The organism is Legionella septentrionalis, assembly GCF_003989745.1.
In the GTDB taxonomy this organism is placed as follows: domain Bacteria; phylum Pseudomonadota; class Gammaproteobacteria; order Legionellales; family Legionellaceae; genus Legionella_A; species Legionella_A septentrionalis.
In genome coordinates this window covers 1-22,630 of the sequence record NZ_RZGS01000004.1, presented here as the reverse complement: position 1 = coordinate 22,630, position 22,630 = coordinate 1, and the positions used below count along the sequence as shown (strand labels likewise).

Sequence of the window (22,630 nt, the reverse complement as noted above, 5' to 3'; positions counted from 1 at the left end):
AATGAGTGTTGAAATTTATACAGATGGCGCTTGTAAAGGCAACCCTGGCCCTGGCGGCTGGGGAGCGTTGCTGCGCTATAACGGTAATGAAAAAACCTTGAGCGGAGCTGAAAGCCATACCACCAACAACCGTATGGAACTTACCGCAGCCATCCAGGCATTGGCTGCATTAAAGCGACCGTGTCAGGTTGATTTATATACTGATTCGCAATATTTACGCCAGGGCATGACCAGCTGGATTTCAGGCTGGAAAGAAAAAGGATGGCGCAATTCAAAAAAAGAAGATGTCAAGAATGCGGATCTTTGGCAGCAACTGGATACTTTGGCACAGGTTCATCAAATTAGATGGCACTGGGTCAAAGGACACTCCGGTCATCCTGAAAATGAACAAGTGGATCGCTTGGCCAATGAAGCTATCGAGCAATTGCTTAAAATTTGCTAGGCAAAGCCCTTAATGTCTTGATTTTTAAGCTAAGTGGACTTCACCTCCTGATGCGAATCCAAGCTCCCGCAGAAATTCCATAGGATTGACCGCCTTTCTTTATCCATTTTTTGCCGTCACTTACTCTTTTGTATATTTTCTAGGAACATGAAATAATGTTGTGCTTTTATTTTTACTAGTAATTAATATGCGGCAAATCGTACTGGATACTGAAACTACGGGTATAGGGCATGAAAATGGTCATCGCATCATTGAAATAGGGTGCATTGAACTCATTGATAGAAAATTAACCGGTAAGCACTTTCATATTTATTTAAACCCAGAACGCGAAGTAGAAGAAGGAGCGTTTAAAGTTCATGGAATAAGTACTGAATTTCTGCAAGACAAACCCTTGTTTAAAGATATACTCCATGACTTGCTGCAGTTTATTGGTGATACTGAATTAATCATCCATAATGCGCCGTTTGATGTCGGATTCTTAAATGCCGAATTGAAAATTGCCAATTGGCCGACTTCTTTAGAACATCACTGCCGTATCTTCGATACCCTTGACTTTGCCAGGAAAAAACATCCTGGCCAGCGCAACAGTTTAGATGCGCTTTGTAAACGTTATGAAATAGATAATTCCAACCGTCAGTTGCATGGCGCTTTGCTTGATGCTGAAATTTTGGCTTGGGTTTATTTAGCCATGACCGGTGGCCAGACCACGTTATTTGATGACGAGCATGCAGCAGTGGGACGGGCAACAGAAACAATCACTCAGACCAGTAATCCGTTAACCAATAGTTCGCCGGTGCTTTATGCAACTGCGGAAGAGTTAAGTGCTCATAACGAATTCATTCAATTCCTGAAAAAAAAATCAGGTATTGAGCTTTGGTCTGAAGAAATCGAAGTCATCTGAGCTAGAAGTGCTCAGATTCCCCTTGAGAATACCGTAAAAAAAACTTGAGAACGTTGCGTGAATTTTAGCTGCTGGTTATTATGCCTTAATTGCATATTGATTTTGCTTTCGTATTCTGCGCCTGGTTAAATATGCTAGCACCGCTAACCAAAATAGCGTATACAAAATTGCATAACTGAATGAAGCATTTTTGGGCGAAAAATGGCTGAATAAAAATTCCGTAATATACAAGCGCAGGTTGATAACTTCACCCGTTGCATTATGCAAGAGGACAACCGCTTGCAATTTTAAAAAAATAACATGCAAGACATATACCAAAAGTGAATTTTTACCAAATAGCAAGAAAGGCTTTGCCCACTTGCCAGGCGGTTTAATTTCAATCAGCATAAAACAAAGCGATAATGCTATAAAACTCAAACCGCTTGTCCATAAGACATAAGAGCTTGTCCAAAGGGATTTGTTGAATGGAAACACAATACCCCACAACCAACCGAGAACCATGAGGAGAAGACCGGTACATACCATCCACTGCAGTTTTTGTGCTTTTGTGCGCGAAGAAATCAGACAATAGCCAGCTATATTCCCAAATAAGGCTGATGCGATGGCAGGCAGGGTACTAAGAAGGCCTTCCGGATCAAACATTGGCGTATACAAATGCTGTGAAGAAAAAAAGAGCTTATCCCAATACCCCACTATATTGGTTTGCAAAGAGAGTGGATCGGTTGCAGGAAAATTTATGAGTAAAAGCCAATATCCAACCAGCAAAATCCCAATGATGAAAACTTGAGTCTTCATGGTGGTAGTCAAAAACAATACTGAGGATGACAAATAACAAAGGGCGATTCGCTGCAATACCCCCATCACACGGAGATGGGAGGGATCAAAATGGTTAGGCAGCACATTAAGCAATATTCCTAAAAAAAAGATATACAAACTTCGTTTGCCTAGCTTTATCAATAATTGCCAGTTCGATAAACCTTTTGTTTTTAAATGGGTTAAAGCGAGTACGGATGAAATACCGACGATAACAATAAAAAAAGGAAAAACCAGATCGGCCAAAGTACAGCCATCCCAGCTCGAATGTTCCAAGCAGTGGTAAGCAACCCGGTTGCCGGGGCTGTTCACCAGAATCATGATGGCAATGGTTAATCCACGAAATACATCAAGGGAAAGTAATCGCGTGCTTGTATTAGGCTGCATCTGATAAGTTCGCATTTTATCTGGACATTATAAAATCAATGTGATTATATAGTAGACACTGTTATAATGCTAGCAATTACTGAAAGAGCATCCGGACAAAGCCATTATATCCGGAATTGCTGCGGTGAGATTTATTGAAACTTGACGTTTGGACTAGTCGAAGGTTCTTCCTGAAGTTTCTTGAAGTAAGCGCATAACATGAATACTACCAAACCCGTGACTAGGACAATGCCGCTAAAAAATAATATTTTTTGTGAGTGAGATGAGCTTACCCCGGTTTCTATGGACGGAAGTTGATAATCTTCTGCGAATAATTTGGAATTCGGTTCTATTTTCTTATATTTTTCTAACAAAGTCTGACAATTCTTTTTATGTTTTTCTGCATAAGTTTTTGCTTCTTTGGCTTGCAGCTTACCCGTTTCTTTTTCGAGGTCGGATGTCTCCAGGAAAAGCTTATATTTTTCGTGTAGTTGATCAATTTCATTGGCAAATTGCCCGTACCGCGTTGTAGCATTTTTTCTCATTATTTCTTGGGCATGTTTCGGTATTTTATATTGCGGATCGAATTGCATAGTCGGGTTTGCTTTAATTTGCTTTGCCAAGTCTAGAATGTAGAAAGCAATTTCGATGCTGTCATGCTCGCATTGCTTTTGCGTGGCTGTTAAGGGTTTTGCTGCCAAAATGTTAACTTTTGTGGTTTCTGCAATTTTATTGAGCTTATCCAGTTGCGCATCGGTTCTTTGTTTTACTCCCAGGTGAAAATTATTTTCATCAAGCAGCCAGCCTGCATGCGCGCGAGTTTGTTCTTGTACAATATAAAATCTAATCTGGTTAAAAATGGTTTCGTATACACGGTGTCCTTGCATATCCCAAGCCTTATTGTGCATCAAAACGCATAATTGATGGGCAAAAGTAAGCAACTCATCTACCTCATTTGCGACCAGTTTGCTATTTAAACGAGCATCTGGCCCAACGCCTCTGGTTGCAAGGGCAACATATTTATCAATTTGTACATTAATTAATTCATATAAACATTCAAATAATTCTTTATAAGGATTCATGTTTCCTCCCTGTATCTGTTAGCTGCCCTTAAAGGCCATTGATTATATGGAAAATTAGGTAAAAGCCCAATCCCCGTTGATTTAATCAATAAAAGATAGGGCGGGCGTATTCTTAGTAAACTGTTTAAACGGATACTATAATTCTTTATGTAATCCAAAAAAGCAAATAAGCCGTTGTTGATATGACTACTACTAAAATTGCACTAACCCATGCTTTGCTGCGTGATATTTTGCTTAGGGAATTGGGGCAATTGCGCAAGATTGAATTTGCAGTGTCTTCATTAGATGCAAACCCCGCAAATTGGAATCAGGCAATTAAAAAAATCATTTCTGAATACACCGAGAGACTGCGCTTTGGAGATAAACCTGCACGGCTTTTTAGGGCAGCCGCAGAGATAGAGCAAAAAATTTACTCGTTATTGAATCAAGTTCTCGAAGGATTATCTGTTAAAGCTCCGTTGAAAAAAGTAGGGAACAAGCTTGACGTGTTGCAGCACATGAACGAAAGCATGATTAATTTAACTTTACGACTAGCGCCCTTGGTGCCGGGGGCAATTCAGGAGGCGGCTCAATCCAGTTCGAATGGAGTTTGGCAGCGCTTGCAATCCATAGCCAATCACATTCAATACGATATAGCAAAAACGCCGGCAGCATTCCAGCAAAATCCTGCTGCATTGGTGAACATGAAGCATTTATACCATACTGCCCAGTCTTTAATTTTGTTTACTCTGGCCAAAGAGGCACATACTCGGCATGGGCAATTTCTAATTGAAGCTCTGGAGGCTGGTTTTAAAAATTACCCCTTGCAATTGAGCGCAGTATTTTCTTTTCCAAGAAAAGCAGATATAGGGGTTGCTTCGCTTAATTTGCCTGCTTTTCTTCAAGTCGAGAGGCAATTGATAGAGGCTTCATCGCCACTTGAACAACATTTGGCCCAACAAAAAAATAAGAAAACAGCTTCCTTGTTCATGATCCCAATTGCCTTACCTGTTGAATATCAGGATCTGCAGCAAGCTCCCGCATACATAGCCATGCGGGAAAAACCGCTGCATATTTTGAGTGATTTGCTTAAGGGCAGCTTTGTTTTTGACGAGAAAGGCGCATGTTTTGTGCCGTTTCATGTGCGATTGTGTCATGAATTTCTTCATGTGGTGCGCAAATTACCAGGCAGTCCTGCGCGAAATATTCACCTAGACGCAATTGAAGGTCCGGTATGGAGCGCATATGAGGATTATCTCACCATAATGGGCATCATGAGTGAAGTGCAATTCTCAGCAGCATATGGGGTGCGACAGCGGGAAAGCCATGATGGCATAAGAGCTGATATTCTTTTTGATAAAAAAGAAAGAAGCCCAAATGTATCCATGGCTGCATTAACAAAAAAACACACACCCAAACAACCCTTGCTGCTGGCTGATTGTGAAGATTTCAAAACGCATTCCTTATTTTATGAAACAGATGATAAAAAATATAATTTACATTAGGGTGTGTATGCAGCATCCTGCCTAAGCAGGATGCGTTAAACCGTTTGTCCGCCATCGACAACTATTGCATGCCCAATCATAAATGCTGCTGCATCCGCACAAATCCACAGAACGGTTGCGGCAATTTCTTCCGGTTTTCCCATTCTTCCGGTGGGTTCCTGTCGATTACTGCCTGACGGCCTTGTGCGAAATTGCCAACGAAGCGATCCATCATCGCGGTATAGATTGCATTGATACGCACATTAAAAGACGTATGGTCTAGTGCGGCGGCCTTTGTGAGTCCAAGCACTCCATGTTTGGCAGCGATGCAGATCGCAATGCCAATGAATAAATAAAGTTCATAAATTTGTGTTGCTCGCCAAAGTCGGTTGTGCCAATTGTCCATGGAGCTTAAGGATAACTTTCTCATAGGCTGGTTGCGAGCCAGAAAGTTTGATAATTATTTACTTGATGTGGGCAGTTATTATACTATATTTATAATAAATTGTATAAATATTGGACTTTCTCATGGAAGATATACAAAAATTTAATCTTAAATGGTATTTCTTAGGGATGTTGGGTTTCAGTTTCCTCACAGCTTCTCCCAAGGCATTGGCCGAAGTGCTTAATGATGCAGTCCAACCCTCCTTTTCAATTTTAAATCAACAATTAGCAGTTAATACATTTGTCTATAATCCGCGCACGTTGCGCTGGCAGGCTATTAAAAATGGCAAGGTGGTGCGTTCAGGCAAAGGTTCGGGAGGAAGGGGATATTGCCCTGATGTAAAACGATCTTGCAAAACCCCGAGCGGTACTTACAGCGTGATCAGCAAGGGCGGTTCCAGTTGCCGTTCTTCCCGGTACCCTGTAGGAAAAGGAGGTGCCCCGATGCCTTATTGCATGTTTTTCAGCAAATATTATGCAGTTCATGGCTCGCCGGATGTACCTAATTACAATGCAAGCCATGGTTGTGTCCGCGTCAAGCCGCATGATGCGCGTTGGCTGAATCAAAATTTTCTGCATATTGGCTCAAAAGTGGTAATAAAACCCTATTGAGGCGGGCTATCGCTGATCGCCTGCTTTATGCTTCTAGTTCTCCTCTTCAATACTGAAAGATGAGCCGCACCCGCAGGTGGTCTTGGCATTTGGATTGCGGATGACAAATTGCTCACCTTGAATATTTTGTATATAGTCAATTTCAGCTTTTTGCAAATATTGATAGCTCATTGAATCAACCAGTAGTTTCACTGAACTTGCACCATTTGAGCAAATTTGTTCGATAACCGTATCATCCTCATTAATGGTTTCATCAAAGGTGAAGCCATATTGAAAGCCGGAGCATCCGCCTCCCGTTATATAGACTCTCAGGTTAAGGTTTGGATTTTCTTCCTCGGCAATCAAAGAAGCCACCTTGTCAGCCGCACTGACTGTAAAATGAATGGTCTCTTCCATTTCGGGTAAAGCATGAGTTGCAGCCATAATTTCTCCAGGATAAGGTAATTTTGTACAATAAATAATTATATTATAGTCAGCGGATAATATGTTCTATAGTAGCACCGCCCAAACAGCGGTTTTTGTCATAAAACACAATATACTGTCCAGGGGTTACGGCACGTTGGGGCTCTGAAAACATGACATAATGTTGGTTCTTATCCGGTGGTGAAATCACGCATGCTTGTTCAGGTTGACGATAGCGCGTTTTTGCATGACAAGTCAGCGGGAATTCAGGTGCCTCGCATAGCCAATGAATTGGACCACAAATCAATCCCTGTGCGTAGAGCATCGGATGATGGCTGCCCTGGGCCACAATCAACGTATTGCTGGCCATGTCTTTATCGACCACGTACCAGGGTGCATCGCCTCCCAACCGTGTCCCGCCTATGCCTAATCCCTGCCGCTGACCCAGGGTGTAAAACATTAAGCCATCATGTCGGCCTATGATGTCACCAAAAGGCGTTTTGATATCGCCCGGTTTTGCCAGCATAAATTCATTGAGAAAAGCTTTAAAACGCTTTTCTCCAATAAAACAAATCCCGGTGGAATCTTTTTTATCATGAGTGATGAAGCCTAAATCTCGGGCAAATTCCCTAACTTGCGATTTTAAATAATCGCCAACTGGAAACAGGGTTTTAGCCAGGGCTTGTGGATTGACTGCATGCAAAAAATACGTTTGATCTTTTTCCCGATCTTTGGCTTTGCATAATACTCCTTTGCCATCCGTCACATGCACCTTGGCATAATGCCCCGTGGCAATAAAATCTGCGCCTAATGTCAGGGCATGCTGAAGGAATGCTTTAAATTTAATTTCTTTATTGCACAGCACGTCTGGATTTGGGGTACGTCCATTTTCATATTCATGCAGAAAATGATTAAAAACCCGTTGCAAATATTCTTCGGCGAAATTGACGCTGTGCAGCGGAATGCCCAATTGTTCGCAAACGGCACGCGCATCGGCCAAATCTTTCGCCGCTGCGCAATAATCATCCTTATCATCCTGTTCCCAGTTTTTCATGAACAAGCCTTCCACCTGATAGCCTTGTTCACGCAATAACCATGCCGCGACGGAAGAATCAACGCCGCCTGACATCCCAACAATAACCTTGGCTCTTGTAAGTCCCATAGCAAGTTCAGTGTGTGTAAAAATTGTATATTTTACGCTATACTACATGAAGTGACAATTTGCGGTAATCTGCCCATTTCCTGCAGGTCTTCACTTTAATACTAATCTAATTATAAGCATTCATGACGCTATGAAAATTTGTTTAAAAACTTTGGCGAAAGAAGCCAATGCCCAATCTTTTGCGATCCGTTTGGATCATCGTTTACCACCTCATGTTGATGGGGTTTGCCAGCTCGTTTGCGACATCCAGGTAGAAGAAAGAAACGATTACTATTTGTTAAGCTTACAAGCACGAGGGGATGTGCGCATCATTTGCCAACGTTGTTTGACGGCTTTCCCTTTCCTTTATGAGAATCAAACGCAAATAGCCATATGTTCTCAAGATGAAATTGCCGAGCGCTTAATGGAGCAATATGAATGCATCGTATTGCCGGGTAGCCAGGTTGATTTGACGGAAATACTGATTGATGATTTGTATTTATTTACACCGGAAAAGCATGAAAATCTAGAAGATTGCGATGTGGAAACTCGCTCCTTTATCCACGAGGAAAACGAAATGCATTCGTAATTATTCACTTAAAAGTATATAATGCGCTCTATTGGTTTTAATATTAATCATTTTTTTCTTAAAACATGCTGTGTTGCTGCACGAAGCATACAATTTCTAGCAACAATACTTGGATTGCAAATAAAAAATCGGTAATATTCCGACCTTATGAAAAAACAAATTGTTTAGGAGTAATACAATGGCTGTTCAACAAAACCGGAAATCACGTTCCCGACGTGATATGCGGCGCTCTCATGACGCATTAACCAAGCCCACTTTATCTGTAGACAAAACCACTGGCGAAACACATTTGCGCCATCACATTACCCCCGACGGCTATTACCGTGGACGTAAAGTTCTTGACACTGGAAGCGCATACGAACAAGACGACGAATAAGAGTAATGTCCTTGAATACGATAACCATTGCCATTGATGCGATGGGCGGGGATCATGGTTTGGATGTAGTGATCCCGGCTTGTGCGCGTGCAGTTCGCAATAATCCTGGTTTGAAGTTATTGCTGGTGGGTGACGAAGATCAGGTTAATAAGCATTTGAAGAAGCAGGGAATGTTCGGCAATAAGCAATTTTCTGTTGTTCACGCGTCGGAAGTCGTGGCTATGGATGAATTGCCGTCTCATGCATTGCGTAACAAGAAAGATTCGTCCATGCGCGTTGCCATTAATTTGGTGAAGGAAGGACGGGCGCAAGCTTGCGTCAGCGCCGGCAATACGGGCGCTTTGATGGCTACTGCACGTTTTGTTTTAAAAACCCTGCCAGGCATTGACCGGCCTGCAATCATTGCGGAATTGCCTACGCGAAAGGGCAAGACACGCGTGATTGACTTGGGCGCCAACGTCGATTCTTGTGCAGAACATTTATTTCAATTTGCCATAATGGGTTCTGCCCTGATTCAGGCAGTGGACAATATTCCCAAACCTAAAATCGGCCTGCTTAATATCGGTGTTGAAGAAATTAAAGGCAACGATCAAGTCAAGCGCACGGCACATATGCTTGCTGAATGCAAGGTGATGAATTACGTCGGGTATGTTGAGGGTGATCAATTTTACTCGGGCGAAGTCGATTTGGTGGTTTGCGATGGTTTTGTAGGGAATGCAACGCTTAAGGCTAGCGAAGGTTTAGCCAAGTTAATGCTTGCTGTACTCAAGGAATCATTCACGCGGAATTGGCTGACTAAACTGGCTGGCTTAATTGCTCGTCCTGCCTTGTCTCACCTTAAAAAACACATGGATCCAGCCCGCTATAATGGAGCGAGTATGTTGGGTCTAAACGGTATTGTTATTAAAAGCCACGGCGGTGCCAGTGAATTGGCTTTTCAATTTGCAATTGAAGAAGCTGTTTTGCAAGTTAAAAATAACGTGGTGGATTTAGTTCGCAATCAAATTACGGACTTTATTAATCAAGGTTTAATGTTATGAAAAATGCGGTTATTAGCGGTACAGGCAGTTATTTGCCTGAGCGTCAACTTACCAATAAAGAATTGGAAAAAACGCTTGATACCAGTGATGAATGGATTGTTACCCGCACCGGAATCAGCAGCCGCCACATTGCTGCAGCTCATGAAACCACATCATTTATGGCCAGTCAGGCTGCCCTAAAGGCCGTTGAAGCATCAGGACTGAGCGCTGAACAAATTGATTTAATTGTTGTTGCTACCTGTACACCGGATCATTTTTTCCCAAGCATGGCATGTCATGTGCAACACGCATTGCAAGTTTCCCGTCCTATTCCAGCATTTGATGTGAGTGCTGCGTGCAGCGGTTTTGTCTATGCGCTGGATATTGCCAAGCAATACATTAGTTCCGGAACTGCCCAGCATGTGTTGGTGGTTGGCAGTGAAAGTATGTCACGGGCTGTTGACTGGACGGATCGTTCCACTTGCGTCTTATTCGGAGACGGTGCCGGGGCAGTGGTTTTAAGCGCCAGCGACGAACCAGGAATTCTGGGCAGCGTTTTGCATGCCTCTTATGATGAGAGCAAATTGTTAACGTATGCAACTCATACTAGCGAGGGTCCAAGGCCATTGATTGGCATGCGCGGCAATGAAGTATTCAAAATTGCAGTCAATATCATGGGTGATATTGTGGATGAAATCCTTGCTGCCAGTAATTTACAGAAATCAGATATCAAATGGCTGGTTCCGCATCAGGCCAATATCCGTATTATTCAGGGAATAGCAAAAAAATTATCGCTTCCCATGTCGCAAGTCATTGTGACCATTGAGCATCAAGGCAATACTTCTGCAGCATCCATTCCTTTGGCATTAGATGTATCCATCCGCGAGCAGCGCATTAATCGTGGAGATCTTTTGTTGCTGGAATCGTTTGGTGGTGGAATGACCTGGGGCGCTATGGTAATCCGCTATTAATTCAAATCTATTCCCGCCTGATGACCATCAGAATTAGAGGATAAATTATGACGAATTTTGCATTTGTGTTTCCTGGACAAGGTTCGCAAACGGTCGGTATGTTAAATGATTTGGCCACCCGTTTTCCTTTGGTTACTGCTTTATTTGCAGAAGTTTCGGATGCTCTTGGCTATGATGTTTGGCGCATGGTGCAACAAGATCCGGAAGGCAAACTAAATCAAACAGAATTTACTCAGGTAGCGATGTTGACTGCTGATGTAGCTGTTTATCGTGTTTTGCAGCAATCGGCTGCTATCCCTGCCGCCATGATGGCAGGCCATAGTTTGGGAGAATATGCTGCATTGGTGTGCGCCGGTGCCATAAGTTTGCCAGGCGCTGCATTGCTGGTAGCGAAGCGAGGCCAGCTCATGCAAAGTACCGTGCCCTTAGGCAGCGGTGCTATGGCCGCCATTGTGGGGCTAAGCGATGAGCAAGTTACTTTGGTTTGCGCTGAAGCCAGCACGGCGGATGAACAAGTTATTCCGGCAAATTTTAATGCAATAGGGCAAGTGGTGATAGCGGGACATGCTGCTGCAGTAGAGAAGGCAATTCTTTTAGCGGAAGCACAAGATGCCCGCATGGCTAGGGTTATTCCAGTAAGCGTTCCCTGCCATTGTCCCTTGTTAAAAGAAGCAGCTGATTTATTTGCCGAATATTTGGCACAAGCTGAATTCAAAATCCCGCAGGTTCCAGTCATCAGCAACGTTGATTTAAGTATTTATGAATCTGCCGAGCAAATACGGATGTTATTGAAAGAACAGCTTTACCGGCCGGTACAATGGGTGCGGACGATCCAGTTAATGAAAGAAAATGGCATCGACTGGGTAATTGAATGTGGTCCGGGCCGAGTGTTAAGCGGTTTGGTGAAGCGTATTGACAAATCACTGCAAACACTTAGCGTAAATGATCAGTCCAGTTTGGACATGCTATTAAAAGAGGATGCAATTTCATGAGTAATTTACAGGGGAAAATTGCTTTGGTAACCGGTGCAAGCCGCGGGATTGGGCGTGCAATTGCTTTAACGTTGGCTCAAAAAGGGGCTTACGTGGTGGGCACTGCAACCAAGGAAGAAGGAGCAAAAGCAATCAGCGATGCGTTTTTGCAAGAAAATTTAACCGGCATCGGTATGGTTTTGGATGTAACGTGCAAAGACAGTATTGAAAATTTGCTGACCATTTTGTCAGATCAAAATAAATTACCTTCTGTTTTGGTCAACAATGCAGGGATCACTTGTGATAATTTATTATTACGGATGGAAGATGATGAATGGTTGCGTGTTATCGAAACCAATTTAAACTCTGTATACCGTCTGAGCAAAGCTTGTATTAAGCCTATGTTTAAAGCACGTTGGGGACGGATTATCAGCATTGGCTCAGTTGTGGGAGCCAGCGGCAATTCAGGCCAAACCAATTATACGGCTGCTAAAGCCGGTGTTGTTGGTTTTTCAAAATCATTGGCACAAGAAATCGGCAGTCGCGGTATTACGGTAAATGTAGTCGCTCCAGGATTTATTGATACCGATATGACTGCAGCTTTACCGGATATGGTAAAAGAGGAAATGTTAAAACGTATTCCATTAAGACGGTTAGGAAAGGCAGAGGATATTGCCGAAGCCGTTGCTTTTCTTGCTTCGGATCATGCAAATTATATTACCGGTGCGACAATTCATGTCAACGGTGGCATGTACATGGAGTAAATGGCTATAACGCATACATGCAGGTGTTTTGATTAGTATGTGCGAAAATGAGTATTTTGAAGCTCGATTTTTGCTATAGATTCTGAAGAAACTTGCGTTATCTGAAGAATAGAATAAACTACCCGCAAAAATTTTTTTATAACTGAAGAGGAAACACATTTTATGAGTACAGTAGAAGAACGCGTTCGTAAGATTGTTGTTGAGCAATTGGGCGTTAAAGAAGATGAATTAAAAAATGATGCCTCATTTGTCGATGATTTAGGCGCTGATTCTTTAGATACCGTGGAATTGGTTATGGCACTGGAAGAAGAATTTGAAACAGAAATTCCAGATGAAAAAGCTGAAAAAATTACCACCATCCAAGAAGCGATTGATTATATTGAGGCTAATCTGAACAAAGAAGAAGCCTAATCCTGATATTGAGGAGTTATTCATTGAATAAGCGGCGTGTTGTAGTAACCGGCATGGGGATGTTAACTCCAGTCGGTTTAAATGTAGAAGAATCCTGGCGTAATATTCTGGCGGGTGTATGCGGTATTGGCCCGGTAGAAGATTTTGATACCAGTGAATACCCGACCAAAATTTGGGCCAAGGTAAAAAACTTTAACGTTGAAAATTACATGCCGCTTAAAGAAGCACGCAAGATGGATGTGTTTACTCAATATGGCATGATTGCTGCAGACGAAGCGTTAGCCGATGCAAATCTATCCATAGATGAAGCTTTGTCTTATCGTGCAGGCGTTGCCGTAGGGGCAGGGATCGGTGGTATCCAAACGATTACCAATAACCAGGAAAAATTGCTTGCTGGCGGCCCTAGAAAAGTATCTCCCTTTTTTATCCCGGCAGGTATCATTAACATGGTTGCCGGGCAAATTTCCATCAAACATCAATTGAAAGGCCCCAATATTTCTGTAGTCACGGCTTGCACCACAGGGACGCACAATATTGGACTTGCCGGAAGAATGATTGCTTATGGCGATGCGGATGTCATGGTGTGCGGTGGTGCAGAAATGACAACAACCCCACTGTGTCTGGCAGGGTTTTCTGCAGTTCGCTCCCTATCCAAACGCAATGAGGAGCCTGCAAAAGCTTCACGCCCATGGGACAAAGATCGCGATGGTTTTGTCATGGGTGAGGGAGCCGGAATTTTAGTACTGGAAGAGTATGAACGCGCTAAAGCCCGTGGTGCTAAAATGTATGCAGAACTCGTAGGATTCGGCATGTCGGGTGATGCATTCCACATCACTGCTCCTGATGAAGATGCCGATGGTGCATCCCGTTCTATGGAAAATGCTGTACGTGATGCAGGAATTTCTCCTGACCTGGTGGATTATATTAATGCGCATGGCACTTCCACCTACTTAAACGATTTAAACGAAACCAAAGCAATTAAACGTGTATTTAAAGAACATGCTTATAATTTGGCAGTAAGCTCTACCAAGTCCATGACGGGCCATTTGTTAGGCGCGGCTGGCGCTGTGGAAGCTATTTTTAGTGTATTGGCTATTCGCGATCAGATAGCTCCGCCAACGATTAACCTGGATAATCCGGATGAAGGCTGCGATTTGAATTACGTTCCCCATAGGCCACAGGAAAGACAAATTAATTATGTACTGAGTAATTCCTTAGGGTTCGGCGGTACGAATGGCAGTTTGCTGTTCAAAAAAATAGATTAACCTGCAGTTAAACAGGGTGGATATTCCATCCTGTTTAATAAGTCATCCGTTCCCATTGATAGGACAGAGTGGCTCCAAGCTGCTTTGAGGCAAACTTTCCAGTTGTGCATATGGGCGCAGCTTCAAAATTCAGATTTTTATGGTTTGAGGTAAACTCAATCAGCACATTCCGTACCATGAGGTCCTCATGCAGCGTTTTTGGATAAGATTTATTCTTATTGCCTGTGCAATAGTAATGTTTTTTGGTTCCGCAATCGTAGGATTTAATGTATATCAACTGCTTTATCGACCGATGGGCAGCCATGAAATCGTTCGCCTTGATAAGAACACGTCTGCTTATTCTTTTGCGCGTATCTTAAAAGAACGAGGTTTAATCAAATCCAAACGTTTATTTCTAATCCTGATCCGCATGCAGGATTTGTCGCAACAACTTAAGGCAGGTATTTATGAGATTCAGCCGGAAGAATCAGCTCAACAATTCCTGCGGCGAGTTGCTTTAGGCGATGTGTTGCAGGAAACGTTTGCAATCATTGAAGGCACAACGCAGGCGCAAATTGCCATAAATCTTAAACGCGCTGCTTATCTAAACTATGATCCTGTAGACTGGCTTGCCATTACTGGGAAATACCCTAATGCGGAAGGGTTATTGTTGGCAGATACTTACCATTATGATGCGGGCAGTACGAGCAAACAATTATTGGCGCATGCACATCAACAATTGCAGGACTATCTAGCCGCGAGCTGGGAAAAACGTTCCCCCAACTTACCCTACAAATCGCCTTATGAGTTATTAATTACTGCCTCCATTCTGGAGAAAGAAACATCCCTCGCTCATGAGAAGCGATTGATAGCGGGGGTAATCATAAACCGTTTGCGTAAAAATATGCCCTTACAAATGGATCCCACCGTGATTTACGGATTGGGGGATGAGTATAAAGGAAAACTAACCCATAAAGACATGAGCTTTGATTCCCCCTATAATACGTACCTTTATAGAGGCTTGCCACCTACACCAATTGCTATGGTAGGTAAGGATGCAATTGATGCCGCCGCGCACCCTGAACACACGAATTATTTATATTTTGTTGCCAAAGGCGATGGCAGCCATCATTTTTCAGTAACTTATGAACAACAAAAAGCAGCCATTAACAAGTACAGCCGCCGCTGAGCAGGCGGTTGAAGGATTTTACATGCAGAATAAAGGGCGGTTTATTGTAGTTGAAGGATTGGAGGGGGCGGGCAAATCCACGGTGATTAATTTCATCAAGCGCTTTTTATCCAATCAGCGAATTGAGTTAACTCTTACGCGTGAACCCGGTGGCACCCGCGTTGGGGAAATGATACGCAATTTAATCAAGGAAATAGCGCCTGATGAGCCATTGGATCCGCGTGCCGAGCTGCTTTTACTTTATGCGGCCAGGACTCAATTAATCGAACAAGTGATACGCCCATCGTTGCAGAGGGGAGGTTGGGTTTTATCGGATCGCTTTGAATTATCTACATTTGCCTATCAAGGCGGTGGTCGGAAATTGGATTCCAGTATGATCAAGCGGTTATCTGATTTTTGTCTGGCAGGCTTGCAACCTGATTTAACTATTTTTTTGGATGTATCGCCACAGAAAGGTTTGCAGCGTGCCCGCAAACGCAGCAAAGCAGATCGAATTGAACAAGAATCGCTTGCTTTCTTTGATGATGTCTATGCTGCTTATCATGACCATCTTAAAAACCTACAGCATGTCATTATGATTGACGCTACTCAACCTCTTGGGACCGTGCAACATTTAATTTACACGGGATTGGAAAAATACATAGCCGATTGGGTTACTCATACGGAATGTTAGAAAGTTCTAACTTACGAATGTAATGCAATGAGTTAAGAGGATGCTGAAATCTTATGCAAGTACAACATTCTGCCGGTTTGGAACAAATCCATGCCACCCTGTGGGAGCGCTTTCAACCTTTGCTTGAAAAACAGCGTTTTCCGCAGTCGATTCTATTAACAGGCCCAAGGCATATAGGAATTAAGCTATTTATTCAGCATCTGCTAGGGCATCTTCTCTGCAAAGAAGGTAAATATTGTGGCCATTGCAGTGAATGCACACTTCTTTTAAAGGGAACCCATGCGGATGTTTATATCATCAAGCCGGAAGACGAAGATAGTGTAATTAAGATCGAGCCTATCCGCTCCCTGCAGCAAGATGTGTATCAAACACCGCAACGAGGCAGGTACAGGCTTATTGTCATTGAGTCAGCTGATAAAATGAACACAGCTGCAGCGAATGCGCTGTTAAAAGTGCTTGAGGAACCGCCCAAGCATACCTTATTTATCCTTATAGCAGAACACATCAATAATTTATTACCAACTATTTTAAGCCGTTGTCAAAAATTCGTGTTTCCCGAAGTTTTTCAATTTTCAGAAGTGAGAAATTATTTAAGATTGACTGAATTTTATCCTGAGGATTCTGTGCGTGCAGAATTAGGACGGCAGAAAGAAGTCATACTCTCCACTTTGTGCGACTTGATTGAAAAAAAAATTTCTCCCTGTACAGTAGCGGCGCAATGGGCTGTATATCCTTTGCGGGATTTGTTATGGTTTTTACATCTTTTAACGGCACAAACCATTTATCGGCAACTGAATCAGGACAGTAATGGGCAGAAAGAAACCAGTAAATTCGAGCATTTTTGCTCTCTTTTAGAACCTTATTATCAATTTATGCAATTGGATGCAATCAATGCAGTGTTAAGAAAGATCAACCATAATATAAACATCAATCCGATTTTAACATTGGAACAATTGTTATTAGGATATTTGCGAGTGATCGATGGCTGAAGATGCGCAATTATTGATTTGCTCTTTCCGTGACGAAGACGCACTTTATCATGCATACATGCCTTTTATAAAAGGTGGCGGGCTTTTTATTCGCACCACCCAGAATTACCAGCTAGGCAGTGCAGTAAACCTATCTGTAAGGTTACTTGATGAGCCGGAAAGTGATGCCGTAGAAGGGAAGGTAGTCTGGCTCACACCGAAAGGTGCGCAAGGGAATAAGCCGGTTGGTATTGGCGTGCAGTTCATCGGCGAGCAGGGGCGCTATCTCGCCAACAAGATAGAAACCTATTTAGCGGGCATGTTAAAATCCAGCCAGATGACAGACACTATATGATGCATATCTTATGAACCAGAAAACCTCTTCCCTAATCGATTCTCATTGCCACTTGCATACTCTTGATTTAAAGGAATTTAATGATGATTTGTGCCTGGTTATCAACCAAGCAGAAGCAAATGGCGTAAAAGAGTTTTTATGCGTGTGCATTGAGCTTGAGGATTTACCTGCTTTGTATGATTTGGCCAATCATTACCCAAACATTTATATTTCGGCGGGTATACACCCAAATGTATTAATGCACCAAGAAATTACTGCCGCAAAGCTTCTTTCCCTGGCTACCCATCCACGTTGTATAGCCATTGGCGAGACTGGCCTCGATTACTACCGTACTGCGACGGAAGAAGCACGCGAGTCGCAACGCCAGCGCTTTCGTGAACACATCCAGGCAGCCCGCATTTCTGGCAAGCCACTGATTGTGCACACGCGCGAAGCAGCTGAAGATACCATTCTGACTTTACGCGCGGAAAAAGCCGATGAAATCGGCGGGGTTATGCATTGTTTTGCAGAGAGTTGGGAGGTTGCGCGCCAGGCATTGGATTTAAATTTTTATATTTCTTTTTCCGGAATTGTAACGTTTAAAAATGCAACGAGCTTGCAAGAAGTAGCTAAAAAAGTTCCCCTAGACCGCATCCTCATTGAAACCGATTCGCCTTATCTTGCTCCTGTACCTTTTCGTGGTAAGCAGAATCATCCAGCTTTGGTAAAATACGTCGCTTTGGCACTCAGTGATTTACTGAGGGTGGAGTATGAAACCGTTGCCGCACAAACCACCCAAAATTTTTATAATTGTTTTAAGTTACAGGCAGTTTGAGCAATGAATTGTTAAAATAAAAAATGCTTATAAGCTTGGCGGTGCGAAATTGTTAGCCTCAAGACCAGAAAGTTGCAGCAAGCTATCCACGCATGTTCCTATTGGAAGAGCGTTTACATTTGAAAATGCCAGGTAATAATAATTAGTTTGTAATTTGGATTGTATCATGAAGCTTTTTATTGGATTGATGTCAGGAACCAGCATGGATGGAATTGATGCTGCATTGGTGGATGTGGACACAAACCGGTTATTGGCTGGCATCACTTACCCCTACAGTAAAAAAACTAGAACACTCTTGGAAGATGTTCTTGCTGCTGAAAAAATAATGATTGCTGTACTGGCGCAGTTAAACACCTTGATAGGCCGGGATTTTGCTGCTGCAGCGCAGGAATTGCTATCGGCAGCGCGAGTCACTTCTGCAGACGTCATCGCCATTGGCAGCCACGGGCAAACAATTTTGCATGAGCCTTTTAGCGACATACCTTGTACGGTGCAGCTGGGTTGCGCCCATACCATAGCCGAATTGACCAAAATTACTGTAGCTGCCGATTTTCGCAGCCGCGATTTAGTGGTCGGCGGTCAGGGCGCCCCGTTTGCTCCCCTTTATCATCATGAGTTATTTGGACATTTAAAGCATGCGGCCGTCGTCAATATTGGAGGGATTGCCAATGTTTCTTTTTTAAACGATGAGGGAGGCAGTGGTTTCGATACGGGGCCTGGAAATTGTTTGATGGATGCCTGGATCAAAAAACACTTGGGTAAAGATTATGATGAAGAAGGCCGATGGGCAGCAAGAGGACAGATCATTTTCCCCCTGCTGGAAAAGCTGCTGCAAGATGCTTTCTTTAAATTGCCTGCACCGAAAAGCATAGGCAAAGAATATTTCTCCCTTGCCTGGCTGGAAAAATATGGTGTGCATGAGTTTGCACCCGAAGACGTACAAGCCACACTATTAGCCCTAACTGCAGCTTCAGTAGCTGCTGCGATAGAAAAGCGGCAATCTGAACAAATCATCATTTGTGGTGGGGGGGCGCATAATCTGGTCTTGCTGCACGCCTTACAAGGTCGTCTGCACAACAAGGAAGTGGTTTGTGCAGAGCAATTCGAAGTCAGTTCTGATTTTCTTGAAGCCATGATGTTTGCCTGGCTTGCGGAAAAAACGCTCACACAAACCCCGCTTGATTTAAGCAAAATTACCGGCTCCGCAAAACCTGTTGTTTTGGGAGCGCTTTATCATAGAGGCACTTAGATAATCAATTATCAAAGCGTAAGGAAGCTTCTGCAACATTATTTTGTGCTTGATAATGCTTGTAAGCAAAGAATCCAGCGCCAGCAAGGCTACCTGCTAAGGTGGCTGCCGCTGTAATCATCAAGGCAACCGGAGACATTGCTATTGAAATGACTGCCAGGGAGGCCAGGAATCCGGTGATTAGTGCGGTTGCACTTGCCGTAGCCAAGACGCCACAACCCAGAGTAAGATAAAGCCACGCATTGGATTTGCCAGCAGTTGCTGCCTGGGATGAAAGCCGTTGCTGTGCTTGCTCCTCTTTTTTTACGAAAGGGGATTGATTAGCTTGTCTTGAGCCTCTATCAGCCATTTTGTGTTGTCCAGGTTTTGCAAACCAGGGATCTTCAGGATGTTTGCCCTGCCCATCCCAATAGCTTTGTACCAAATGAGGATATTGTTTTTCAATTTCCTGAAGACGATGTACTTTTAAGCTGGGGTTTTCTTCACACTCATTTAAAAATTGAGTCAATAAGTTCAATTGCTCAGTGTAATAATTCGCCAAAGGTTTATTTGCAGCAAGTTGAACGCCGCCCCAAAAATTTGGTTCATCCTGGCTGTTGGCAAGCGGTTGATGAAAATAATCGCCATTCTGGTGAGATCTCACCGGCAGTACCAGAGTATATCCCGCACCTGCGGCGCGCCAAAGATCACATAGAGCCTGGGTCACGGTTTTTTGTTGGCCTCTATTGGTTGCCCAGTTTTCCATCGTGGTGGTAGGCAAACTCAAGACTGGCCAGCCAGCATGTCCCAAAACACGTGCCAGGGCGGCTAATCCCGCTCCCCCTTTTACTGAATATAAATTATGAGCTCCACCGTGGTGAGTTTCATTGCCAGGGAAAATGAAAACATACTTGCGATGTTTGAAAATTTCTTCATGGTTTTGGTGTTTGCAAAATTCTTCATAGCTTTTCAGTGTGATTGTGGATTGCTTAATAAATAAAATGGGCATGATACTCCAAGCTTTTAACAAAATATAAGAGCAGCTTACATGCTGCTCTTCCTAATTCTAACCTGAATTTACATGGCGGGTGCTGATGCTTGTTCGAATTGCAGTGGCTGATTTCGCGCTTGCGTATGCTTATGAGCAAAAAAGCCAATTCCAGCTATACCTATGGTTAAAGCCGCTGCCCCTGCTGCCACTAAAATTAAAGGTGGGCACAAAATGGTGATAACTTTAGCCAGGGCTAAAGCTCCTATCACGACAGTTGCCGCGCCCGCAGCACCAAAAATCCCGCTGCCAATCGCTAACAGGAGTGAAGGGCTAAACCAAGCAGCCGGTGGTTGCAGCCATTTATCTTGTGGGGAATTTTTTCCATGCAGGAAGGCATCTTTTAATATTGCGTTCTGATAATATTCATCTTCCGATTCCGCATCTAATTCTTTATCTTCTGTGGCGAATTCGCCCAATTTCTGTTCAAGATTTCTGTCTTGGTTATCACGCATTGTGGTGAAGCTAACCAGCTTCGGTACTAACGAGAGGTAATAATCAGCCAGTATCTCGTTAGAACTTTCTTTCTTGTCCCAGAAATTGAGTTCGTACTCCGTGCCCGAAGTATTGTCGAGCCTGCCTAAATGTTCCGCAAAAATATCTCCTTTTGAGCAGTGAATCCGGGCTGGAAAAATGATGGTATAACCAGCTCCTGCTGCCCGCCATACAGCAGCCATGGCCACTTCTGAATAGTCCTCTTCATCTTCGCCGTCTGGGGAAGCGGGAAGGCCTAGAGTGGCAAATCCGGCCTCGCCCAGCGTTTGGGCTATCTTACCCAAGTCATCATTTCCTTTTTTTATCGAAAATAACGTGTGTTTTGCAGGATTTTGATTGCTATCGTCAAGAAAAACAAACACGCATCGTTTAGGGTTTTGTTCTTTCTCCAAACAAAACTTTGTATAATTTTCTACGGTAATATTTTCTTCGGGGAATAAAAATACAGGCATTTATATCTCCATAAAAAAGCTGGAGGTAATTTTACCATGATAACATTAAATTAATCTTAACGCTGCGTAACAGCTTTAAATTATTCGCCATAAACCAGAGTAAGCAAGCTTATTAGCCAGCGTTTTAAATTGGATGCAACTAAAGGAATGTTTATAAGGATTAAAATAAAGAGCAGCCAGCTGGCTGCTCTTTATTTATTGGAATGCTACTGGATGAAGCCCAAGTGTGGCTCTGGCTCTATGGGATGGTTTTTGCTCTGCGAATGCTTGTAGGCAAACAAACCGACACCTGCCATGCCTGCCGCTGCTGCCACAGCCCCTGCAGCCAATAAGGCAACTGGAGGGCATAAAATAGCAATAACTTGTGCCAGCGCCAAGGCTCCGACTACTATCGTTGCTGCTCCGGCAGCCCCTAAAACCCCGCTGCCAATGGCTAAAAGCAGGTAAGGACTAAAGGTGGAAGATGGCTTTGGTTGTGGTGGTTGCAGCCAGGCATCTTGCGGGTAAAGCTCCCCCGTAGTATAGCTATTAGCTAAATTTTGATGTAAATTGAAACCCTGCATTTGACGTGAAAAGTTTTGTAAATGTTGAGCCCTATTCGGTTCTCCCGTCTCCCGCATGTGTAAAAATGTATGCAGATTCACTATATAGGTATTGTAAAAATGACCTAAGCCTGGGTTGGGCTCTCCTTCATTTCCGCCCCAGAAATTAAGTTCAACGGCATAGTTATTACTTTTACTCAAAGGAGAATTAAAATATTGTCCTTTTTCCCCAAAAGGTCGCACCGGTAAAATGATGGTATAACCAGCTCCGGCCGCCCGCCATAAATCTGCCATGGCGCGTTGGGGAAGGCTAATATCTTGATTGAGCACAGTAGGCAAGCTAAGGGTAGGAAATCCGGCTTCACCGAATCGCTGTGCTACCGCATTAAGATTAGATTTCCCTTCCTTTACCGAAAATAAAGTGTGTTCTGGGGTATGGTGGCTGGGATTGCCCGGGAAAACAAAAACACATTGTTTGGGGTCTTTACCGTTTTGCTTACAAAATTCCTGGTAGTTTTCCGCTGTAATCTGGCTTTCATTGAATAATAAAATAGGCACGTGATTCTCCATAAATAAAGCTGGGCGGCATTTTAGCATATTAATATTAAGATAATATTAATATCTAGGATGACAGGAGTGGGGCTCCTTTGTGCCGGACAATTTTTTACAAGACAAGCTCTGTTGATTCCACCAGGATCTGATTGGCTAATTTGTTAAACAGTTTTGTCTTGATCCTGGAATTGGTAAGCAAGTCCCTAAGATGATCCAATCCAAATCGAAAAAAGCTGTGTTTAGGTCTTTTTTGATTTCGTAATTTTTTAAAAGGAATAGGCTTGATAGATGCCTTCCATTCAC

At 43.2% G+C, this 22,630-nt stretch carries 26 protein-coding genes and 1 pseudogene; 18 read left to right on the top strand and 9 right to left on the bottom strand.

Annotated features, from left to right (window positions below):
- The first annotated feature begins 1 nt into the window (after position 1).
- Together rnhA and dnaQ are read left to right on the top strand one after the other, a co-directional pair.
- Positions 2 to 442 carry a ribonuclease HI gene (gene rnhA, locus ELY11_RS02635; RefSeq protein WP_127032502.1) on the top strand — a complete coding sequence of 147 codons (441 nt, stop codon included), beginning with the start codon at positions 2 to 4 and terminating at the stop codon, positions 440 to 442.
- Between the two features lie 187 nt (positions 443 to 629).
- Positions 630 to 1,343: a DNA polymerase III subunit epsilon gene (gene dnaQ / locus ELY11_RS02630; protein WP_127032473.1), complete on the top strand. Its 714-nt coding sequence runs from the start codon at positions 630 to 632 to the stop codon at positions 1,341 to 1,343.
- Positions 1,344 to 1,421: 78 nt separating this feature from the next.
- Here the strand turns inward: dnaQ and ELY11_RS02625 are convergent, their stop codons facing one another.
- Both ELY11_RS02625 and ELY11_RS02620 read right to left on the bottom strand, forming a co-directional pair.
- A complete protein-coding gene (locus ELY11_RS02625; protein WP_127032472.1) occupies positions 1,422 to 2,558 on the bottom strand; it encodes an acyltransferase family protein in 1,137 nt (378 codons plus the stop codon).
- A gap of 116 nt (positions 2,559 to 2,674) precedes the next feature.
- Positions 2,675 to 3,604 (bottom strand): hypothetical protein, encoded by a 930-nt coding sequence (locus ELY11_RS02620; RefSeq protein ID WP_126954585.1) that lies wholly within the window; start codon positions 3,602 to 3,604, stop codon positions 2,675 to 2,677.
- A gap of 182 nt (positions 3,605 to 3,786) precedes the next feature.
- Here ELY11_RS02620 and ELY11_RS02615 point away from each other — a divergent pair, with 182 nt between their 5' ends.
- Positions 3,787 to 5,088 (top strand): hypothetical protein, encoded by a 1,302-nt coding sequence (locus tag ELY11_RS02615; RefSeq protein WP_126954586.1) that lies wholly within the window; start codon positions 3,787 to 3,789, stop codon positions 5,086 to 5,088.
- Between the two features lie 35 nt (positions 5,089 to 5,123).
- On the opposite strand, the gene ELY11_RS12775 is transcribed toward ELY11_RS02615, so the two are convergent.
- Positions 5,124 to 5,231, bottom strand: coding sequence for an SDR family oxidoreductase (locus ELY11_RS12775; protein WP_199741507.1), 108 nt, complete (start codon positions 5,229 to 5,231; stop codon positions 5,124 to 5,126).
- A 364-nt stretch (positions 5,232 to 5,595) separates the two neighbouring features.
- Here ELY11_RS12775 and ELY11_RS02605 point away from each other — a divergent pair, with 364 nt between their 5' ends.
- Positions 5,596 to 6,123 carry a L,D-transpeptidase gene (locus tag ELY11_RS02605; RefSeq protein ID WP_233579588.1) on the top strand — a complete coding sequence of 176 codons (528 nt, stop codon included), beginning with the start codon at positions 5,596 to 5,598 and terminating at the stop codon, positions 6,121 to 6,123.
- Between the two features lie 33 nt (positions 6,124 to 6,156).
- Here the strand turns inward: ELY11_RS02605 and erpA are convergent, their stop codons facing one another.
- Positions 6,157 to 6,546: an iron-sulfur cluster insertion protein ErpA gene (gene erpA / locus ELY11_RS02600; RefSeq protein ID WP_199737578.1), complete on the bottom strand. Its 390-nt coding sequence runs from the start codon at positions 6,544 to 6,546 to the stop codon at positions 6,157 to 6,159.
- Positions 6,547 to 6,595: 49 nt separating this feature from the next.
- Positions 6,596 to 7,687 (bottom strand): tRNA 2-thiouridine(34) synthase MnmA, encoded by a 1,092-nt coding sequence (gene mnmA, locus ELY11_RS02595; protein ID WP_126954587.1) that lies wholly within the window; start codon positions 7,685 to 7,687, stop codon positions 6,596 to 6,598.
- Positions 7,688 to 7,817: 130 nt separating this feature from the next.
- Between mnmA and ELY11_RS02590 the strand changes: the two genes are divergently transcribed.
- From ELY11_RS02590 to ELY11_RS02525, 14 genes are all read left to right on the top strand, one after another.
- On the top strand, positions 7,818 to 8,255 hold the full coding sequence (locus tag ELY11_RS02590; protein WP_127032471.1) for a YceD family protein: 438 nt from the start codon (positions 7,818 to 7,820) through the stop codon (positions 8,253 to 8,255).
- Positions 8,256 to 8,433: 178 nt separating this feature from the next.
- Positions 8,434 to 8,631 (top strand): 50S ribosomal protein L32, encoded by a 198-nt coding sequence (gene rpmF / locus ELY11_RS02585; RefSeq protein WP_126954610.1) that lies wholly within the window; start codon positions 8,434 to 8,436, stop codon positions 8,629 to 8,631.
- An 11-nt stretch (positions 8,632 to 8,642) separates the two neighbouring features.
- On the top strand, positions 8,643 to 9,671 hold the full coding sequence (gene plsX, locus ELY11_RS02580) for a phosphate acyltransferase PlsX (protein WP_127032470.1): 1,029 nt from the start codon (positions 8,643 to 8,645) through the stop codon (positions 9,669 to 9,671).
- Positions 9,668 to 10,621 (top strand): beta-ketoacyl-ACP synthase III, encoded by a 954-nt coding sequence (locus tag ELY11_RS02575; RefSeq protein WP_126954590.1) that lies wholly within the window; start codon positions 9,668 to 9,670, stop codon positions 10,619 to 10,621. Before plsX ends, ELY11_RS02575 begins: the two co-directional genes overlap by 4 nt.
- 47 nt (positions 10,622 to 10,668) lie before the next feature.
- Positions 10,669 to 11,613 (top strand): ACP S-malonyltransferase, encoded by a 945-nt coding sequence (gene fabD, locus ELY11_RS02570; RefSeq protein WP_126954591.1) that lies wholly within the window; start codon positions 10,669 to 10,671, stop codon positions 11,611 to 11,613.
- Positions 11,610 to 12,356: a 3-oxoacyl-ACP reductase FabG gene (fabG, locus tag ELY11_RS02565; protein ID WP_127032469.1), complete on the top strand. Its 747-nt coding sequence runs from the start codon at positions 11,610 to 11,612 to the stop codon at positions 12,354 to 12,356. Before fabD ends, fabG begins: the two co-directional genes overlap by 4 nt.
- A gap of 162 nt (positions 12,357 to 12,518) precedes the next feature.
- Positions 12,519 to 12,767, top strand: coding sequence for an acyl carrier protein (gene acpP / locus ELY11_RS02560; protein WP_025385412.1), 249 nt, complete (start codon positions 12,519 to 12,521; stop codon positions 12,765 to 12,767).
- 23 nt (positions 12,768 to 12,790) lie between these two features.
- The gene (gene fabF / locus ELY11_RS02555) at positions 12,791 to 14,032 is read left to right on the top strand and encodes a beta-ketoacyl-ACP synthase II (RefSeq protein WP_126954593.1); all 1,242 of its coding nucleotides are present in this window, start codon (positions 12,791 to 12,793) and stop codon (positions 14,030 to 14,032) included.
- A gap of 235 nt (positions 14,033 to 14,267) precedes the next feature.
- The gene (mltG, locus tag ELY11_RS02550) at positions 14,268 to 15,200 is read left to right on the top strand and encodes an endolytic transglycosylase MltG (protein WP_233579581.1); all 933 of its coding nucleotides are present in this window, start codon (positions 14,268 to 14,270) and stop codon (positions 15,198 to 15,200) included.
- Between the two features lie 22 nt (positions 15,201 to 15,222).
- The gene (gene tmk / locus ELY11_RS02545; RefSeq protein WP_127032501.1) at positions 15,223 to 15,873 is read left to right on the top strand and encodes a dTMP kinase; all 651 of its coding nucleotides are present in this window, start codon (positions 15,223 to 15,225) and stop codon (positions 15,871 to 15,873) included.
- Between the two features lie 53 nt (positions 15,874 to 15,926).
- On the top strand, positions 15,927 to 16,862 hold the full coding sequence (locus tag ELY11_RS02540) for a DNA polymerase III subunit (protein WP_126954596.1): 936 nt from the start codon (positions 15,927 to 15,929) through the stop codon (positions 16,860 to 16,862).
- Positions 16,855 to 17,196, top strand: a complete 342-nt coding sequence (locus tag ELY11_RS02535) for a PilZ domain-containing protein (RefSeq protein ID WP_126954597.1) — start codon at positions 16,855 to 16,857, stop codon at positions 17,194 to 17,196. The genes ELY11_RS02540 and ELY11_RS02535 overlap by 8 nt, the downstream gene beginning before the upstream one ends.
- 10 nt (positions 17,197 to 17,206) lie before the next feature.
- Complete coding sequence (locus ELY11_RS02530; protein WP_126954598.1) at positions 17,207 to 18,010, top strand: TatD family hydrolase; 804 nt, start codon at positions 17,207 to 17,209, stop codon at positions 18,008 to 18,010.
- A 166-nt stretch (positions 18,011 to 18,176) separates the two neighbouring features.
- Positions 18,177 to 19,259, top strand: coding sequence for an anhydro-N-acetylmuramic acid kinase (locus ELY11_RS02525; RefSeq protein WP_126954599.1), 1,083 nt, complete (start codon positions 18,177 to 18,179; stop codon positions 19,257 to 19,259).
- Between the two features lie 4 nt (positions 19,260 to 19,263).
- Here ELY11_RS02525 and ELY11_RS02520 read toward each other — a convergent pair whose 3' ends face one another.
- The 4 genes and pseudogenes from ELY11_RS02520 to ELY11_RS12550 all read right to left on the bottom strand — a co-directional run.
- Positions 19,264 to 20,247, bottom strand: coding sequence for a hypothetical protein (locus ELY11_RS02520; RefSeq protein WP_127032467.1), 984 nt, complete (start codon positions 20,245 to 20,247; stop codon positions 19,264 to 19,266).
- Between the two features lie 68 nt (positions 20,248 to 20,315).
- Positions 20,316 to 21,233, bottom strand: coding sequence for a hypothetical protein (locus ELY11_RS02515; protein WP_127032466.1), 918 nt, complete (start codon positions 21,231 to 21,233; stop codon positions 20,316 to 20,318).
- A 206-nt stretch (positions 21,234 to 21,439) separates the two neighbouring features.
- The gene (locus ELY11_RS02510; RefSeq protein ID WP_127032465.1) at positions 21,440 to 22,333 is read right to left on the bottom strand and encodes a hypothetical protein; all 894 of its coding nucleotides are present in this window, start codon (positions 22,331 to 22,333) and stop codon (positions 21,440 to 21,442) included.
- A 106-nt stretch (positions 22,334 to 22,439) separates the two neighbouring features.
- Positions 22,440 to 22,630: pseudogene (locus tag ELY11_RS12550) on the bottom strand (IS4 family transposase); the annotation flags it as partial.